The sequence below is a fragment of the Acinetobacter uliginosus genome, assembly GCF_044130295.1.
In the GTDB taxonomy this organism is placed as follows: domain Bacteria; phylum Pseudomonadota; class Gammaproteobacteria; order Pseudomonadales; family Moraxellaceae; genus Acinetobacter.
On the sequence record NZ_JBIQOC010000087.1, the window covers coordinates 1 to 18,481 of the forward strand.

An 18,481-nucleotide genomic window follows, 5' to 3' on the forward strand; every position below is an offset into this window, starting at 1 on the left:
AAGGCTCTGGAAAAACTGTGAAAAGCATCTAAATACGAGCCTTCAGTTCATTAATTTAGCCTTTTTAAGGCTACTTTTGCATAGAAAATATTCTGGATAGGTTCTGAGTGAACTTAATCCATCGATCCCTAAACTGATTATTCTTAGTAGAGCAGATTTAAAACCAAAAGAAGATTTAGCATCAATCAAAAAACTGATTTTAGAACTGACGCAGAAAAGAGGTATTGAGGTTCTTGATGTCATATTCAGTTCTGCCCGTAAAAGAAAAGAATATCCTCTAGATCAGGTTGAAAATCTTTTAGGTGAATGGAATGAAGTAAAACGTCCTGTATTATTTGCACAACATTTTAAAAAGCTGTTTTTGCAATACGATCGTTATTTAGATGAACAATTTCGTCTAGCACAGATGCAAATTAACCGAATTAATCGTATCGCAACGCTTTCAGATATTCCTGAAATACTTAACGATGTTGATTCACTCAAATTTATGATTCAGGAAAAATTCAGACAAGTCTCATGCTCAAAAGAAACCTTAACAATTCTGCAAAAGCAATTTTTTGACCAATTAAACTGTATTGGAAAAAAAGTTGGTATACCTTTGCCAGAGCCTGATGAAATTGAATTAATTGAAGTTAGACATGTGGATGTAGTACCTATACTAAAAGAAATTTTAGTAGAACAGGCTATGTACCTCACTCAACAACATTCAAAGTGGGAGTTACTTTCTATTGATGTGCCAATCCCAAATACTCAGAAATTATTACGTCAAACACCAAAAAATACTCAGCCAATTTGGTCCAATTTAATGGCTTAAGGAAATAGAAATGAATTTGAATACGTATTTGCAACAGTTAGATTTAGCCAAATTAGATTTGCAACCTTTGAATGATCATTTCATTGCAGAACAACTTAATGAACAAGAAAAAGAACTTTATCTCACCATGATTAGTTCTTTTGTATTATTGGATGATCTTACAGAATCTAGAACACGTTTATTTCAGCTCTATTTACACGCATGTAAGACACAACATCAACAGGGTAAGATTTTTAATCTAGCACAAAATATTTCTAAAGATCAAATTAAAGAATTTATACAACTGTGCTATGCAAAGAATTTAGTTAACTCATTTTTGATAGATGCTTTTATTTTCTTAAGACTGGATGCACCACTCAATGATCAGAAAAATATTTTGCTCAATGAATGGATAAGTTTACTTCAATTAAAAGAAAATGATTTAACTCAAATTCTTTATGTAGTTTGCCAAGTATTTGGGATCAAACATAACTATAAAATTCAGTCTACATTTAGCTTAAATAATGCCAATTTATGGAAGGAATATCTGCTTCAGGAACTGACAATAGAAAAGCTGAAAGAAGGTATTTCGCAAGGATTTTGGACTGTAAGACAAAATCTTGATATTAACTTTAATTGTCAGATCAATAATGCAAATTTATATTTTGAAAATAACTCGACCTTAAATTTTAAGGAAGGAGTAAAAGTAGAATTTATCAAGTCTAATTTTGAAAACGGATTATTCCACTTCTTTAAAGTGGATCATTTGAAAATTAATGCATGTAAAATTATTGGTCATTATGACTCTGAAAGAAAATTAACAGTATTGAAAATTAATGAATTTGAGGATGATAATTCTTTTTGTGAAATAAAAAAATGTTATTTCGAGACACATAATTCTCAAACTTTATCTGTAATTGATAAAGACAATTTTATGTTCTTTTTAAGAGCTGGACTTAAAAATAAAAAGAAATTATTTATTGAAAAGTGTAGGTTTGATAAATGTGGTAATGAAAAATTAGTAGGTGGTGCAATTTTCTTCAAGAATATTAATTTTAAGGTCAGAAATACCGATATTTTTAATTGTAAAGCATTGGTTTCGGGTGGAATATATACATCTGACTTGTATCAGGATTCTTTGGAGGAAGTTCACTTCAAAAATTGTTTATCTAGCCTTTATCAAAGCTCAACATCCTTAAAAAAATTAAATGAAGTTAGCTTCAATGGCAGTGGTATTCTAATTGAAAATAGAGAACGTTATGGATCAGGTGATTTTATTCAACTAATGAAAAGCTGTACATTTGAAAATTCTAATTTATTTATGGCATGTTATTCTAGTGGAAGAACATTTGATAAATGTAAGTTTATTGATAGTATTTTAGGGCTTAAAGATTATTATGATCAGGATCATGAAACAAAGCCTTGTGAATTTATAGTGCTAAATAAAGAATTAGAAAGTGGATTCAAATATTTACCTAATTTTAAATTTGATCCACTGCATATAAACACCCTTGAATCTCAATTGTCAGATTTACCAAAAAATGAAACTCTATGGTAGTAAATAAATAGTGCGTCAAACTATGACCTAGTCACCTTTTGTCTAGGTCATTTTTTAATAAAAATCAGCTACAATCTGCTTATAAATATTTGATATTAAAAGAGCAGGGTATGTCTATTCAACAACACTTTGAACAACTTTCAGATTTATGTCATGACCTCCAGGTCTGGGATAAGCGCTTTAACAACAACGAAATTTCAAATATTTTACGGTTGAAAGAAGCCCTTGAAGTTGATATTGAACGTTTTGAACAAGAACAGCAAACCCTTAATATTGCAATTATGGGACAAGTGAAAGCTGGTAAAAGCAGTTTTTTGAATGCTTTATTATTTGATGGAAAGCCTGTTTTGCCTACAGCGGCCACCCCTAAAACTGCAAATCTTACACGCATTAGTTATGGTGAAATCCCAGCTTTAGAGATTGAATATTATTCAAAAGAAGAATGGGATGAAATAGAAAAACTAGCACAAGAAAAAGATGAATCTGAAGCTGTTAAGGTGGCCCAAGAGTTAGTAGAAATGGTGAGTACGGCTCAAATCAATGTACAAGAAGTCTTAGAACAACAAACGAAAAGGATTGAAAGTAGCTTTATTGATGATCTTGTTAATACTTTAAATCAATACACAGGTAATAATGGTCAATATACAGCTTTAGTAAAAATGACCCGATTATATTTGCCAAATGATGAGTTGAAAGGTTTTGATATTATTGATACACCCGGAATGAATGATCCTGTGATCAGTCGTACCCAAAAAACTAAAGAAGAGATGGCACGTTGTGATGTTGTATTCTTTTTATCACGAGCAAGTCAGTTCCTAGATCAATCTGATATTCATTTATTAACAGATCAATTACCTCAAGGCGGTGTAGAACGTTTGTATTTGATTGCAGGGCAATATGATTCTGCAATTTTGGATGATGGCTTTAATAGAGAGAGCTTAAGTGAATGTGAGACAAATTTGCAAAATCGTTTAAACAAACGTGCAGTAAAAGAATTAGGTGATTTAGCTGATAAAAAGAGAAAAGCGGGTCACGAACATTTAGCTGATCTTCTAGAAAATCTAGTGAAGCCAATTGTTTCGAGTACTTTTGCACATGGTTTTGCTACGTGGGATGTTTCTAAGTGGGATGCAACGATGCAGCATGTGCATACTGAATTAAAAGAAATGGCTGAAAATGATTGGGATGAATACCAATTTACACAGCAAGATTGGCAACGCATTGCCAACTTTGATGCCCTGCGAGATAAATACCAGATTGCTAGAGTAGAAAAAAATCAAATTTTGGAGTCTAAAAAACAAAGTTTATTGCCTAAAGCACAAGAAAAGCTTGATGAGGCGATAAGCTATTTAAAAGAAGCAGTTGAAAGCCGTATAACTGGTTTAAACACACAGGATATCTCTAAGCTCACGGAATTAGAAAAGCAGCTTGAACAACGTATTCATGGTATTTCTTCTAAACTCGAACAGCATATTGGTACAGAATTAACTGCAATTCGAAAAGCAATCAATGACATTTCTGTCGATTTGCAAAAATCAATACAACAATATACTCAGCTGACCACGCATACAGGTTTAGAAACACATGAAGAAGCTTATGAGGTCAGCACATCAAAATGGTATAACCCATTTAGTTGGGGAAGTTCTGAAACGCGATATCGTACGTATACAACGAATTATGAATACTTATCCGCATCGGACGCTGTAGAGCAAATCGCACAATATGCTAGAAACTGTAAGGTTGATATCCAATATCATTTCAATGATTTAATTCGTCCAAATCAATTAAAACTGAATTTACGCCGTGCTTTAGTGAATGAATTAAATACTGCGCAAGCAGATTTTGATGCCACTCAGTTTAAAAATGTATTGGATGCAGTCATTCGTCAGTTGAATCTGCCAGAGCTTAATTTAGAAATTGGTGATCCAAGCCGTAAAATCAGCCAAAACTTCAGTGGTCAAATCAAATCTAGCAGTGATATGCAGAAGTTGAAGCAAGCGTTGAACCAATCTTTGCAGGAAGTTTTTAAATTACTAAACGATCAATTCAAAGCATCAGCAAAACAAATTGAATTCAATTTAACTGATACACAGAATTTGTTGGCGCAAAAATTAACACAGGGCTTAGAAAATGAGCTCTCACAGATTAAGCGAGACTTTGCCGAGAAGCAGAAATCTATACAAGAATATGAAGCCTTAAAAGCTCTTATATCTGATGAAGCCTTAACAAAAAAAATTGCCTAATTTGACTCAGGAAGAACATTGCTTGTTCTTCCTTTTAATTCCATGATGGATAGTATATTGAATGAATACATCAGAATTATTTAAAAAAATTCAGCGGATTCAAAGCCAGCTTACCCAAGGTTTGGTTGAACGAGAACAAACGATTAAGTTGACACTGCTTGCAACTCTAGCAGGTGAACATATTTTGCTAATCGGCCCACCTGGTACAGGGAAGAGCTTAGTTTCACGTCGTCTTCACTTGGTTTTTCAGGATACACCATATTTTGAACGGCTCCTGACTAAATTTTCAGTGCCTGAGGAGCTCTTTGGACCGTTATCGATTCAGGCTTTGGAGCAGGATCAATATACCCGTCTGACGAAAGGTTATTTACCACAAGCCTCAATTGCATTTTTGGATGAAATTTTCAAAGCCAACAGTGCGATTTTAAATGCACTTTTAACTCTATTGAATGAACGTGAATTCGATAATGGCGTGATCCGAGAAAAGGTGCCATTGATTTCAGTTATTGGCGCAAGCAATGAGCTACCTGAAGATGGTAACCTCAGTGCGTTATATGACCGGTTTTTATTTCGGCAGTATGTTGAACCTGTAAGTAAATCAGGATTTAAACAGTTGTTGACGATGCAATCCACCGAGCATGAGCTGTCTGTTGAGCAGTTGTCATATGACGAGCTCAAATACATTCAACAACACGCTAAAAAAACTGAATTATCTGCTGAAGTTCTACAGTTTTTAATGGAACTGCGTAAATGGTGTGCAGAAAATCAGATTCAGGTTTCTGATCGTCGCTGGCGTAAAATTGTTGGAATGCTACAAGTTTCAGCATATACCAATGGTCAAAGTCAGGTCACAATATGGGATTGTTGGTTAGTTCAACATTGTCTTTGGGAAAAGCCTGAACAGATTGAATTGGTAGCAGGAATGTATGAGCAGTATTGTGGCAAATTGGTGGTTAATCTGCAAAATTTACTGACCGTTGTTGACGTGTTAGAAAAAGAAGCTAAAAATTTGCCTAAATCTAGTGTAAAAATAAAGAAAGAAGGTGCTATTAATACATCTATTCATAAAGATACAAATATAAGCAGTAGTTTAATTGAAATTAAAGCACCTACTTTCCCTGAGGGAGTTGATGATGGGACAATTTCGACATGGCATGTAGAGGTAGGAGATAGAGTAGAAAGAGATCAAGTTCTCTGTGATATTGAAACAGACAAGGTGGTTTTGGAGATTGTAGCACCGAGTGATGGTGTTTTTTATGCTGTGATAAAAGATGAAGGTGAGACAGTGCTATCCAAAGAGAGAATTGCGGTACTTGAATTAAAAAAGCAAGCGATTGCTCAAGGTGATAATCTAGCTACTTCTAAGATTCAAACTATGGCAGATTTATTTAAAGCACAAATTGAAAAGTAAATAGGTAGAGTCAAAGATGGGATTTTGGACTTCAGTGGGTACTAGTGTGAATTCAGCAGTTAATAATTCTGCTTTAGATGACGCTGTTTGGATGAAATTTAGTGGAAAAACAGGAACTGTAGCAAAAAGATTAGCAACATATTACAAGACTGAGACTCATACAGAGCATGTATTACAACAGCTTCAAGATTTTATTAATGCAATGAATAAAAATCTGAAACCGAGTGATGACGAAATCTTCAATGCAATAGTCCATGCCTATATTACAAAAAATAGTCAGTATCCTGAAAGGTTTGATACATATATTGCAATGCAATATTTTAATCAGGCAGGTCAAAAGAAAGAGGATTTGGATGGAAAAAGTTCAGAATGGTTCAACCAAAAAATTAGTGAAGTCGAAAAACATCTTGAGCGTATTAGTCTAGTTAAACTCCAACTCACAAAAAACCTGAAAGAGCTTGAAAGTCAGGGAGAAGGACATTTATGGATTGATCATGAGTTTATTGAACCTGTGCTAGACACATTAAAAGATAGTCTTACACAGGTCCAGGGCGTTGAAAATCGTATGCTGGCTTTGAAATTCACATATGAGTTTCATCAAGGATAAAATATGGTCTCTGCTGATTATTTAGAAGATCAATACTCATTCTTAGATGATTGTCCTTCTGAACTTTTTGAAGAAGTGATTTGTTCAACTGTAGGCACACTTGAACAGCGCAGTGAGACCATGCAGCGATGGTACAAATATTTTATTGTGGGAGAAATTCCTCCAGTACCTGAGTGGCTACCAAAGCATATTTCCGATGTCGTACAGCAGCAAATTGTGCAGTCAGGAATTGCCCTTTTTTTGAAAGATCAGCATGAGCTGACGATTGAGTTCTTAAAACATGTCATATTGCAATGGCAAGTGATTCAATCTGAATATCAAGAAAAAATGCAAAAATGGCTGCAGGATAAAATTGCGAATGCGAAACAAAGCAATGAACCATTTGAGTCTTCTGAAGTAGAACAAGATTTCGACTTTAAATATTCAGGTGAATTGGTTATTCATAACTCATGGCATGAACGATTAGAGGCATGGAAACAGCTAAACAGTATATTCGGTGATTTAAGTCAAATGCTTGGGCGTGATGTGGATATCACTAAAGGCATTCTTAAACATCAACATTGGAAGCATATTGAAAGACTGCAAGGACTATTACAGCGTATTGATGAATTTAAAAAAATCGTAAATGCTTTGGGACGGCTTCAGGAAAGTATTGAAAATGAAGAAGAGTTGGAAAGTTTTTTTGAAAATATTTCCCGTATTGTAGAAGAAATTCAAGAGAAGATGGTGGGTTATATCCCAGAAGAAATGTCTGGGATTGAGCGTAGTGGCAGTATAAGCCGCATGCTTCCACAGGAAGCATTATTTCTAGGTCACCCAAAGTTAAAAATGTTATGGCATGCAAAACGGTATGAACAGGCTTTATTAAGCTACAAAGTTCAAGGTGTAGAAATTGAAAAAACTTGGGTAGATATTGCTGAACAACAAGAAGTGAAAAAGCCACGTCCTCGTTTTGATCGTGGTCCTATGTTGATTGTGATTGATACGTCTGGTTCGATGAGTGGCACACCAGAAATCATTGCGAAAGCATTAACATTACAAGCTGCAAAAACCGCACATGCGGAAAAGAGAGCATGTTACTTATATGCATTTGGCGGGCAAGGACAAAGAATTGAGCATGATTTAAAGTTTACTCAAGATGGTATTCAAAAATTACTAGAGTTTTTGGGCTATTCTTTTGGTGGTGGGAATGACATTGAAACCGTTGAGTATGCTGTTAAACGATTAGAAGAAGAACAATGGAAAAAAGCCGATGTGATGATCGTTAGTGATGGTGAATGGACAGCTTCTTCTCATATTGAACAGATTGTACAATCTTCTGCGGAAAAGGGTACTCGTTTCCATGGGGTACAAGTTGGTGGCAATGGGCAAGGGTTAAAACAGTTATGCAAAAATACTTATAGCTTTAAAAACTGGGATAAAATTAAAAAATGAACACAGGATTAATCGTAAATTATTTTGATGATGTTAATTGTAAAGTTTAAGATGGAATATCATTGTGGAATGTGCCGATTCGAGACTGGCGTTTAGCTATGAGCCGATTTATTATTGAATTCGGTGACCGCCTAAGCAATCACCTTTAATTTATGAAAAGCAATTACACAAAATTATTTACAAGCTCTCAAATGGGGGTATTTCAATTAATGCCATTTCGCACTTGTTGCAAAATCCAATCCTCATATTCTTGCAGTGTTTCTCGTAGCATATCCATAGGTCGTACGATATAGTGTCTTTCAACTAATGCACTTGGTTTATGACCTGATATTTGTGCTAAAGATCCTTCATTGATTTTTGCCCATATAGCTAATGTTTTATATGACCTTCTCAATCCATGGGGAGTAAGTCCAATATTTAGTTTTTTACATATTTTCTCTAAGCTATCGTAGGGATTAACAATATGTCCACATGCAGCGTCCTTACTGCTAAATATGAATTTAGAATCAGAATTTTTCTTTAGTTCTAATAATAAGCTTTCAACATATGCAGTCAGAGGGATTAGGCGACCTTCATCTTCAATTTTATCTCTGACTTTTGCTGTTTTCCAACGAAAATCGACATCTGTCCATTTTAATGAAAGCAGCTCATTCTTTCTGCAACCAGTGATTAAACTACATATCAAAAAAATCGCTATTTTTCTACTAGTTAACTTATTTACCTCTTCAAACCATGGTTTTAGATGCTGTTTCATCAAACAATCATTTTTGGCTTTGGGGGAAGGGACTTTATCTTTAACTTTTTTTGAGTTATATGATTTTGGAGGCACTAAGTTTTCATAATCCTCGTGTTCCTCACACCAATTCAGGAAAGCTCGTGTAAGTCTGTATGCTTTAGCTGATGTTGTTGGACGGAAGTCATTGTGATCAAGCCAATCGCAAAATACATCTGCAGTTAATTCAGAAAGTTTGTACTCAAACAGTTGAAAAATGGGTTGACTGGTATAAACACTATTTTTTTCAGGATCGTAACCACCTCTAGATAATTCGATGTGGTCCTGATAACTTCTTGGTCGCCAATTAGGTTGTCTTGCTTTTAAATATTCAAACCATACATCTTTAAATTTAATCGTCTTGCGTTTTTCTTGTTTTAGCAGTTCTTTATTATCAGCTAAAGCTTTCTTACGCTCGATCAATGGGTCAATCCCTTTGTGACACATAATAGCCAATTCTTGTGCATACTTACGAGCGTCATCTAATTTCCATGTATCGACATCGCCAATTTTGATACGGCGATTTTGTAGTCCAATACGACCCTGGAAAATGTAGCTTTTATTATTTTTAGGTGTAACTTTGACGCCGAATCCAGGTGTTCTTTCATCCCAAAAAAAAGTTGGTTTAGTCTTATCTGTACAATTAATTTTGTCTATAGCTGGTTTTGTGAATTTCATTCTAGTAAGCATCTGGTAAGCAAATAGTACTAAAAATCAATATATATTAATCAACAAAAAGAGTGAATAGTAAACTTTGTGAAATTAATAAGTATATGATAATATGTATTTTATTTTAATATCTTGTTGATATTTTGATTAAACATGAACGGACTCATAATCCGTTGGTCGACAGTTCAAGTCTGTCTGGGCCCACCAAATAAATCAAGCACTTAAGAGTAATTCTCTTGAGTGCTTTTTTAATTCTAAATCCTATGTAAGCAATCAAAAATAAATGGTGTAAGCAGGGTAGGCAATAAAAAAGTCTCATTAAGAAGCTTTTATTTCTTAGATAGTCAAAAATTACATATTCATATTATAGTCTTTATTTTTAATAACCTATTGTTTTATATTGCTTTATTAAGGTTTTTCTAGAAACTAAAATTATTGATTGATTAAAATTTCTTGCCTTTGAGGATAGTCTCGTCTCTTTAGCACTTAAGTGAATTTTATTTTGTAATTTTCTTAAAAATTAGAGTTAAGTTATTTGAATTATCATAAAAATATGTTAATAAATAACCGTGATCTTTTTTTGATCACTTTGGTGTTTCAGGATGAAATATCAGATTATAGAAGCTGAACTTAAAAAATAAACAATGATGGAGTTTAGAAAATGCTTCAATTACTTATGAAATTATTTTGCTTACATGTGTATGAGTATGAGCATATGGAAGAGATCGGAGAACATAAAGAATGCAGAAAGTGTGGCATCAATAAACCGCTTTAAATGAAACTATGGGGATCATTACAAAGTGAGCTTCGGGCTCACTTTTTAGTTCTTAGAAACAATTGAAAAAAAGATTAAACTACCAATTTAGACCTATTTAAAATTGTAGTTATGAGCATTGATTTTACTGCAGATACTTATATTGTCACTGATCAATTAGCAGACACTTTGGTTTGGTTAAGTCATCATCAGGATTGTTTTGATTCGTTCAGTCATGACACTTTTACTCAGGAGTTGGTGGTTTACCATGCCAATGGAGCAGATATCATTCGTCGGGGAAATTATTTAAATACACGTTATGGCATGTTAATTACCTCGGGTTAAATAAAAAAAGCCCTAAAAGGGCTTTTTTAGAATTTGCTCAGTTTAACTAGCCATTGCATCTACAGAGAGTTCTTTGACTGTTGGTTTGGCTTTTTCTGCGATTAAACCTAACTTGTTAAATAACTGTCTGTCCTTACCTTCACCGGCATTCGGTGTGGTCAAGAGTTTCTCACCTGAGAAAAGCGAGTTGGCACCTGCCATAAAAGCCAGTGCCTGATCAGAATCGGACAAAGACTCTCGCCCTGCAGACAGGCGAATATAGCTTTTAGGCATAATAATCCGGGCAACTGCAATGGTACGAATCCATTCAGTCACATCTAGTTTTTCCACATCAGCCAGTGGCGTACCTTCAATTGGCACTAGCATATTGATGGGTACTGATTCAGGATGAATCGCTAAAGTCGCTAACTCATGCAATAAACCAATACGGTCCTGGCTGCTTTCACCCAAACCGACAATTCCGCCACTACACACTTTCATGCCAGCTTGACGGACAAAATCCAGAGTATTTAAGCGGTCATCAAAGGTACGGGTACTGATCACATTGGAATAATATTCACGTGAGGTATCTAGATTGTGGTTGTAATAGTCTAGCCCTGCATCTTTTAAACGTTCTGCTTGCGACTGGTTGAGCATGCCTAAAGTCATGCAGGTTTCCAGACCCAAGGATTTTACTTCCCGTACCATTTCCAGTACATAAGGCATATCGCGTTCATGTGGATTACGCCATGCTGCACCCATGCAGAAACGAGATGAACCAGAAGCAAGCGCTTCTTTGGCTTCCTGAATCACTTTATCCACGGCAATACGTTTTTCGGCTTCAAGTTTCGAATCATAATGCGCCGATTGTGAACAATACTTACAGTCTTCCGGGCATTTACCTGTTTTGATCGAAAGTAGTGTACTGACCTGAATGGTATTTGCAGCAAAATGTTCACGATGAATGCGCTGTGCTTCAAAAACCAGATCTAAAAAAGGCTGGTTATATAAATCCTGAATTTCTTCTCGTGTCCAGTCATTACGTACATTCATTAGTGAAATTCCATAAATATCTTCATTATTACTTTTATCATACATAATTTATGCCAAATCCAAAGGCATAAACGACCAAATTTAATAGCATCTAACGATTGATTTTTAAAGTTTATAGTAATTGTAAGATTGTATATTTAGTAGCAAATTGAAGCTATTTACTATAAATATCACTGCAAAGTTTTTTTATTGTTTTTATAATTTTGTCCTGATCTGGAGTTTATGTTTTTTATTAAGGTAAAACTTTGTCAGTATCTTGAAATTAAAAAACTGGAGCAATAGCTGTTAATTTTGGCTCAGTATGGAACTGGATTTGGCCAGATGTTCTTGAATTGCCCAGTCAATATGGACTTGCACAATCTCATCATGCTGGTCGCGAGTTTGCTTTAAAGTTTCCATAATTTCTGTGGAAAAAGGTGCATTGCCCAAACCAATGGCAATATTACGCATAAAGCTTTGGTAACCAGTGCGCCGTAGTGGGCTGCCTTCGGTATGGGCTAAAAAAGTCTGTTCATCCCAATGCCATAAGTCCAGTAAACTCACCTGATCTAAACCATGTCGCGGATTAAAATCTTCAATAGTGGCTTTCTTGGCAAAGCTGTTCCAGGGACAGATCAGCTGGCAATCATCACAGCCAAACACGCGGTTACCGATGCCACGGCGTAATTCTTCAGGAATAATGCCTTGATATTCAATGGTCAAATAGGCAATACATTTACGTGCATCGAGCATATAGGGTTCAACAATGGCTTGGGTTGGGCAAATATCAATACACGCTGTACACGAGCCACAGTGTTTGCTGGCTGGAGCATCAAAAGGCAAATCCAGCGAGGTGAACAATTCACCTAAAACAAAAAATGAACCTGATTTTTTATGGATCAGTAAGGTGTGTTTTCCGGTCCAGCCCATGCCGGCATTTTCAGCCAAAGATTTTTCAAAGATGGGAGCAGAGTCGGCAAAGGGACGAGATTCAAAATCTCCCACTTTTTCCCGAATTTTGCTGGCTAATGTTTTGAGACGGCCACGCATGGTTTTATGATAATCTCGACCACGCGCATAACGTGCAATGATGGCGGCATTTGGTTCATCCGGGACATAACGTGGCTTGGGTGTTTCCACCAAGTAGTTCATCCGGACACAGATAATGCTTTTGGTCCCCGGCACTAGTAAAGTCGGATCAGCCCGTTTTTCCAGGTTTTCTTCTAGAAATTTCATGTCGCCATGGTAGCCACGTTTCAAATATTCTTGAAAACGTGGTAATTCTTCTTGAGCATCCGGTTTGGCAATGACACAATCACTAAAACCTAATTGCAACGCCTGTGCTTTAATCCACGCTTTCAGCGCTTCAGGATCGGTTTGATCTAAAGGAATTTTTTGTGATGCTGCGGATGAAGCCATAATGATATAAAAAAGGAAGAACAATGCCTCAGCAAGTTTACCATAGCCCTGTTTATCATAGCCAAAGTATTCAAGCTTGGGAGCAACGCTGGTTTGCCAAGCAAAACAGTTCTTATGGCTTAATGCAGCAAGTGGCCTGGATGATTGCGCAGCGCTTAGTTCCCATTTTTCAGCGACAAAATATCCGAAATATTGCGGTCTGCTGTGGACAGGGCAATAATGCCGGAGATGGTTATCTGACGGCTAAATATTTAAAACAATATGGTTTTGATGTAGATATTTATGCTGCTGAATTGGGTGCATCCAAAGATTTGAACACTGCCTATCAGGAGGCAGTAAGTACTGAAATCAACATTTATGCAGGGTTTGCATTTCAAAAAAAATATGATGGTTATATTGATGCACTATTTGGCATCGGCTTAAACCGGGAACTGGGGGCAGACTGGCAACAGATCATTCAAAGTATCAATGCTGAAACAGGCCTGAAAATCGCCATTGATATTCCAAGCGGCTTACAAGCAAATAGTGGTCAGCCCTTACCCTGCGCCATTAAGGCAGATTATACCTATACAGCTTTGGGCTTGAAAGCTGGACTCTTTACCGGACAAGGCAAAGAGTTTGCCGGACAGGTGGAGGTGATTTCCCTGATTCCTACCGATGCTGAATTAAAGCCCATTGCCCAGCTTTCATCGCAGAGTATTCATTTACCGCAACGCCAAGCTTTTGGTCATAAAGGTAGTTATGGTCATGTGTTGGTCGTTGGTGGCCATGAAAATATGGGTGGTGCAGTAATGATGGCGGCTGAATCTGCGTTTAGTGCCGGGGCGGGCAAAGTCACCATTGTCTGTCATGAAAAACATCACACTGCAATTTTGGCACGTTCACCCAATATCATGCTGCGAGATATTAATGTCTTGACCAAAGTCGAGATTCAGCAATTATTAGATCATGTTGATGCCGTCAGTTTTGGCATGGGACTTGGCCGTGATGCATGGTCAGAACAGCACTATTTTAAATGGTTTCCGAAGTTAAATTCAGTTGACCATTTACATGTGGTGCTGGATGCCGATGCATTGTGGTTCTTAGCGGAGCATCCCGACATATTAAAAGCAAATAGTTATGCCACACCTCATTCGGGTGAGGCAGCAAAATTGTTGGGGTGTTCAGTCAAAGATGTTGAAAATGATCGAGTCGCAGCGATACATGCCCTTCAGGAAAAATATGCCGGACAATGGGTACTGAAAGGTTCAGGCAGTTTAATTCTGCAAGATCAGCTGTGGATTTGTACCGCCGGAAATGCCGGTATGGGAACTGGCGGTATGGGCGATGTCTTGGCGGGTATGGCTGCCAGTTTAAAGGCGCAATTTGCCGGGAAAATCCAGCTGCATGAAATTGTAACTTTGCATGCCTTGGCGGGGGATTGGCTGGCGGAGCAAGGCATACGCGGTTTACAGGCCCATTATATGCATGCAGCAATTTATCATGTGGTGAACCAAGGATAGGGTCAATGAATAGGGCAGTTAAACTGATTATTCAGGGCAAGGTTCAAGGTGTCGGTTATCGTCGTGGGCTTGCACAGCAGGTTGAAGAATTAGAGTTGAAAGGTTATGTGAAAAATCTCTCCACTGGTGAAGTGGAGGCCATGGTTGGCGGTGATGAACTGACTATTCAGGAGCTTTTGCAACGAAGTTGGCTAGGACCGAGTCGGGCAGAAGTTTCACGAATTATTCAAACACACCAGCCCAGCCAGATTCGAATCTGAAAGATTTTAAAATATTGTATTAAATGGAAACTTGACCAGAATAATGATCTAAGAGGGAAAGATGGATAAATATCTGATAGTGGCTATAGTCGTGATCGTATGTATATTCATCGTCATTTATACGCAGCGCGCTGATACGGGTACGGCGAGCAGATCATTTAAAGACATTGTGCAAAAAGAATTTAGCCCATATAAAGTTATTGAAAGAAATGGTGTGATTGTTATCGGTGAGCACAATAGGCATGATCAGTTCGAAGAACGAATCTTGATTCGAATTGATCCAAACCAAAAAAAGAACATCAGGAACTTTGGACAGAGAATAACTTTTACCTATAGCAAGCAACCCTCGATCCGGGAAATGCGTCAGGATTTTGCACCTTATCTTTAAACATGCTTAACGTCTTCTACCGCTGTAACGGCTACGACCACGGGCCATACCCCCTAAAGCATTCAGCACCGCCATTTTACTCATGCTGCCTGAAGCATGGGCATGACAAATCGCAGCAGCCAGGGCATCGGCAGCATCCTGCTGTGGTTTGATGCTTAAATTTAAAATCCGCATCACCATCATTTGTACCTGCTCTTTATCTGCTGCGCCATAACCGACCACAGACTGCTTGATTTGACGGGCAGTATATTCGGCTACCTGTAAATCCAGATTTACCAAGGCAGCAATGGCTGCGCCACGGGCTTGTCCCAGCTTTAAAGCAGAGTCCGGGTTTTGTGCCATAAACACCTGTTCGACTGCGGCTTCGGTAGGGCCATGAAATTTAACAATCCGTTCCACACCTGCAAAAATCCGTTTCAAGCGTTCAGGCATTTCCGGGGTTTCGGTACGAATGGTTCCTGCATCTACAAATGTTAATTTTTGCCCATCTTTTTCGATAATGCCATAACCTGTTAAGCGTGAACCGGGGTCAATACCGATAATTAATGACATGCAAAGCCTTTAAAAATAAAATAATGCCCATATTGTTACATAAGCGTAGCAAAAAAGCTTGATAGTGATTAAGCAGTTAATGACTACACCTTATTCATTTTGTTGAGATTAGATTAATTTTTATGAAATTATTTCTTATTGTACTGGTTGGCTTAATCCTGGAAGTTTTTGTCTGGATTGGCGTGGGTGACCTCGTCGGCAGCATGTGGTACGTATTTTTCTGGTTTGTGATTGCCTTCTTTATCGGGATGAACCTGATTCGTAAATATTCAGCGGGTTTAATGCCACAAATGCAGCAAATGCAAATGGGACAAATGAGTGGCGATCCTGCATTGACCAATAATTTGCCTAAAATTCTGGCCGGTTTTTTCCTGCTGATTCCAGGTTTAATTACCGATGTTTTGGCATTGTTAATTTTGATTCCAGGGGTGCAGAATGCCTTTAAAAATGTCATGATGAAAACCATGGCCAAACGTCAGCAAGCCATGATGGATAAAATGATGGGTGGCATGATGGGCAACATGAATGGCATGAGCGGTGATGCTCAAGGTCAAAACCCATTTGCGGATTTAATGCGTCAAATGCAAGGCATGCAGCAAGGCGGTTCACAGCATCGCGATTCCAGCATCATTGATGGTGAAGCACGTGAAGTAACACCTGAAGCGAAAAAAATTGAATTGAAAGATGTGAAAAAATAATTTTTAAAATGATATTTTTTAAGCCGAATCATCATGCTTCGGCTTTTTTATGTTCTGAATTTTTATCTAAATTATTTAAAGCTGCAATCATGCAAAAGATTAAACAAACGATATAATACGTTTTTTAAAAATCTCCACTATTTCTATGTCACTGCTTTTGACCATTTGTGCACTGCATTTTGTTGCACAGCTTAGCCCGGGACCTGATGTTTTATTGATTGCCAGAAGTTCGGCATCGACCTCAAGAGCCAATACATTAAAGATTATTCTGGGTATTTCAGTCGGCATTCTGGTTTGGGTGGTGTTGACCTTGCTGGGCTTTACTGTGCTGGTTAAACAATTTCCATGGATACAACAGATTTTAATGCTGGTCGGTGGGCTATTTCTGGCACGGATGGGCTGGGCCATGCTGAATGGCGGTTTAACAACCCTTAAACAGCACACCGGCATAGAGACGGATGGTCAGCAGGTTGCAACATCAGATGCGCAAAATTATTTTTTATCGGGATTGTTGACCAATCTCTCCAACCCTAAAACGCTGATTTATTTTAGTAGTGTCTTTTCTTTGGCCTTAAGTTCATCCGCATCGACCCATTTAAAAACACAGCTGGCCATTATTATCCCAATCCAAACTTTTTTGGTCTTTACTTTGCTCATGCTGATTTTGTCTAGGCCAAAAATTAAAACGGCCTATCAGAGTTCTGGCAGTTATATTGATGTGATTTCGGGTGGGTTATTTCTGATGTTCGCCATCTGGTTATGGTATGACGTACTTGCCATATTTTAATACTCTTTGCTGATAGCATCAGTCGCAGGAGTAGATGAGGGAGTAGCAGTGCGTACTTCCTCATTTTTTTCGCCTTGAGAATAGCGATTGGGTTTTAAGGTCGTTTCTGTATTTTCTGAGCCTTTATAGCTGCGACTACGGTTGGCACGTTCGCGTAAGCCGCCTTTTTTAATCAGTTGAACCATAAGATCCTCCCTTTCAAGTTATTCAGGGTTATTTTACTCAAAATACGAGCCTTTAGGGAGAAGATTAAAATATACAGATTTAAGGGTGATGTTTTGTGTTTCAAATAGGGACTCTTTATTTTGAGGTTTTTATTTTTTTATAAAAATTAGTATCTTGAATTTGTGCTGGAACTATTTTTACTTGGGTGACTTTACTTATAGATCAATAAGCTTGTATTCTCAAAAAGACTGGCTTAATATTTTATTGAAACTCCGGTCCATTAGTGCTAAAAGATGGAAAATAAAAACAAAAATAGTAGGAGCATAGCTATGCTATATCAATATCATTGTGCCTGTTGTAACAAAGTTGTTGAATCGACTGAAAAGGAATGTAGTAGTTGCGGTTCACATAATATAAGAAGTCCTTATGGTTTCTGGATTTTGTGTATTTTAACCTGTCTGGCAGCCGTTATTCTTTTTAAAATTAGCCATGTTTATTTACAGGATCATCAAGATGTTCCTCTGCAACCTTCTGTACTGGAAGTGATTAGTACTAGACAATAACAGAATTCAGTTTGAGTGATTGAAAAAAATCCTGATTTTTGACCGTCAGGATTTTTTTGTTGAGTAACTTTTAGATTTTATGGATTTAAAAAGTCTGCCTGATTGATGGTAGACAGAGCCAGATTCACTTCAAAAATTTTTCCACGAATATTATTGATGCCAAAACTTTGCAGACGTGCAGTGTGCATATTTAAGTATTTTTCTGCATTCGCTTGGCTGTCAAATAAATAGATACCGCCCGCTTCCTTGGTGGCACTATTTTCTGTCCATATTTTCCATAAGATGCCATCTTCCTGATTAATGCTTTCAGCAAGTTGTTGATAGGCCTGACTCATTTCCTCGCCAAATGGACCTTGAGAAGGGAAGTCAACTTGAAGAATAACAGCCATATTTTTATCCTATGCCATAAAACGATGATTGATCATAACATTGTAGTCTTTGCTATATTAACCTGAGTTCGATATAAAAAAAGAGTAGAAAAAAAGCCCTGTTTTTGTAACATATTGGTTCTCAAGACAAAATGTTATAAAACAAGGCTTCTCAATGGATC

18 protein-coding genes and 3 pseudogenes are annotated in these 18,481 nt (G+C 37.1%); 15 read left to right on the forward strand and 6 right to left on the reverse strand.

Annotated elements, in window-relative coordinates:
• The 8 genes and pseudogenes from ACE01T_RS14500 to ACE01T_RS14535 all read left to right on the forward strand — a co-directional run.
• A pseudogene (locus tag ACE01T_RS14500) lies at positions 1-100 on the forward strand (IS5/IS1182 family transposase); the annotation flags it as partial.
• Between the two features lie 261 nt (positions 101-361).
• Positions 362-814, forward strand: coding sequence for a hypothetical protein (locus ACE01T_RS14505; protein WP_395519542.1), 453 nt, complete (start codon positions 362-364; stop codon positions 812-814).
• A 10-nt stretch (positions 815-824) separates the two neighbouring features.
• Positions 825-2,351, forward strand: coding sequence for a hypothetical protein (locus ACE01T_RS14510; protein ID WP_395519543.1), 1,527 nt, complete (start codon positions 825-827; stop codon positions 2,349-2,351).
• A 110-nt stretch (positions 2,352-2,461) separates the two neighbouring features.
• Positions 2,462-4,594 carry a dynamin family protein gene (locus ACE01T_RS14515; protein WP_395519544.1) on the forward strand — a complete coding sequence of 711 codons (2,133 nt, stop codon included), beginning with the start codon at positions 2,462-2,464 and terminating at the stop codon, positions 4,592-4,594.
• 61 nt (positions 4,595-4,655) lie between these two features.
• A pseudogene (locus ACE01T_RS14520) lies at positions 4,656-5,501 on the forward strand (AAA family ATPase); the annotation flags it as partial.
• 186 nt (positions 5,502-5,687) lie between these two features.
• Positions 5,688-5,933, forward strand: a pseudogene (locus tag ACE01T_RS14525) (biotin/lipoyl-containing protein); the annotation flags it as partial.
• Between the two features lie 118 nt (positions 5,934-6,051).
• Positions 6,052-6,612 carry a hypothetical protein gene (locus tag ACE01T_RS14530; RefSeq protein WP_395519545.1) on the forward strand — a complete coding sequence of 187 codons (561 nt, stop codon included), beginning with the start codon at positions 6,052-6,054 and terminating at the stop codon, positions 6,610-6,612.
• A 3-nt stretch (positions 6,613-6,615) separates the two neighbouring features.
• Complete coding sequence (locus ACE01T_RS14535) at positions 6,616-8,046, forward strand: VWA domain-containing protein (RefSeq protein ID WP_395519546.1); 1,431 nt, start codon at positions 6,616-6,618, stop codon at positions 8,044-8,046.
• 202 nt (positions 8,047-8,248) lie between these two features.
• Here ACE01T_RS14535 and ACE01T_RS14540 read toward each other — a convergent pair whose 3' ends face one another.
• A complete protein-coding gene (locus ACE01T_RS14540) occupies positions 8,249-9,496 on the reverse strand; it encodes a tyrosine-type recombinase/integrase (RefSeq protein WP_180044259.1) in 1,248 nt (415 codons plus the stop codon).
• An 877-nt stretch (positions 9,497-10,373) separates the two neighbouring features.
• Between ACE01T_RS14540 and ACE01T_RS14545 the strand changes: the two genes are divergently transcribed.
• Positions 10,374-10,586, forward strand: a complete 213-nt coding sequence (locus ACE01T_RS14545; protein WP_180043118.1) for a hypothetical protein — start codon at positions 10,374-10,376, stop codon at positions 10,584-10,586.
• A 42-nt stretch (positions 10,587-10,628) separates the two neighbouring features.
• Here ACE01T_RS14545 and bioB read toward each other — a convergent pair whose 3' ends face one another.
• Entirely contained in the window at positions 10,629-11,618 is a 990-nt protein-coding gene (bioB, locus tag ACE01T_RS14550) for a biotin synthase BioB (RefSeq protein ID WP_180174142.1), read from the reverse strand.
• A gap of 285 nt (positions 11,619-11,903) precedes the next feature.
• Positions 11,904-13,016: a tRNA epoxyqueuosine(34) reductase QueG gene (gene queG / locus ACE01T_RS14555; RefSeq protein WP_180082415.1), complete on the reverse strand. Its 1,113-nt coding sequence runs from the start codon at positions 13,014-13,016 to the stop codon at positions 11,904-11,906.
• Positions 13,017-13,039: 23 nt separating this feature from the next.
• Between queG and ACE01T_RS14560 the strand changes: the two genes are divergently transcribed.
• The 3 genes from ACE01T_RS14560 (at position 13,040) to ACE01T_RS14570 (ending at position 15,166) form a co-directional block, all read left to right on the forward strand.
• Positions 13,040-14,518: an NAD(P)H-hydrate dehydratase gene (locus ACE01T_RS14560; RefSeq protein ID WP_180043116.1), complete on the forward strand. Its 1,479-nt coding sequence runs from the start codon at positions 13,040-13,042 to the stop codon at positions 14,516-14,518.
• A 5-nt stretch (positions 14,519-14,523) separates the two neighbouring features.
• The gene (locus ACE01T_RS14565) at positions 14,524-14,778 is read left to right on the forward strand and encodes an acylphosphatase (protein WP_180043115.1); all 255 of its coding nucleotides are present in this window, start codon (positions 14,524-14,526) and stop codon (positions 14,776-14,778) included.
• A gap of 61 nt (positions 14,779-14,839) precedes the next feature.
• Positions 14,840-15,166 (forward strand): hypothetical protein, encoded by a 327-nt coding sequence (locus ACE01T_RS14570; RefSeq protein ID WP_180043114.1) that lies wholly within the window; start codon positions 14,840-14,842, stop codon positions 15,164-15,166.
• Positions 15,167-15,172: 6 nt separating this feature from the next.
• On the opposite strand, the gene ruvC is transcribed toward ACE01T_RS14570, so the two are convergent.
• Complete coding sequence (gene ruvC, locus ACE01T_RS14575) at positions 15,173-15,718, reverse strand: crossover junction endodeoxyribonuclease RuvC (protein ID WP_086195067.1); 546 nt, start codon at positions 15,716-15,718, stop codon at positions 15,173-15,175.
• Between the two features lie 122 nt (positions 15,719-15,840).
• Between ruvC and ACE01T_RS14580 the strand changes: the two genes are divergently transcribed.
• Complete coding sequence (locus ACE01T_RS14580; RefSeq protein ID WP_180043113.1) at positions 15,841-16,416, forward strand: FxsA family protein; 576 nt, start codon at positions 15,841-15,843, stop codon at positions 16,414-16,416.
• A 145-nt stretch (positions 16,417-16,561) separates the two neighbouring features.
• Complete coding sequence (locus ACE01T_RS14585; RefSeq protein ID WP_180043112.1) at positions 16,562-17,203, forward strand: LysE family transporter; 642 nt, start codon at positions 16,562-16,564, stop codon at positions 17,201-17,203.
• Here ACE01T_RS14585 and ACE01T_RS14590 read toward each other — a convergent pair.
• Entirely contained in the window at positions 17,200-17,388 is a 189-nt protein-coding gene (locus tag ACE01T_RS14590; RefSeq protein WP_180043111.1) for a hypothetical protein, read from the reverse strand. The genes ACE01T_RS14585 and ACE01T_RS14590 overlap by 4 nt on opposite strands.
• Positions 17,389-17,697: 309 nt before the next feature.
• On the opposite strand from ACE01T_RS14590, the gene ACE01T_RS14595 reads away from it, so the two are divergent.
• The gene (locus ACE01T_RS14595; RefSeq protein WP_086195071.1) at positions 17,698-17,931 is read left to right on the forward strand and encodes a hypothetical protein; all 234 of its coding nucleotides are present in this window, start codon (positions 17,698-17,700) and stop codon (positions 17,929-17,931) included.
• Between the two features lie 77 nt (positions 17,932-18,008).
• On the opposite strand, the gene ACE01T_RS14600 is transcribed toward ACE01T_RS14595, so the two are convergent.
• On the reverse strand, positions 18,009-18,320 hold the full coding sequence (locus ACE01T_RS14600; protein ID WP_395519547.1) for a monooxygenase: 312 nt from the start codon (positions 18,318-18,320) through the stop codon (positions 18,009-18,011).
• Positions 18,321-18,481: the final 161 nt, after the last annotated feature.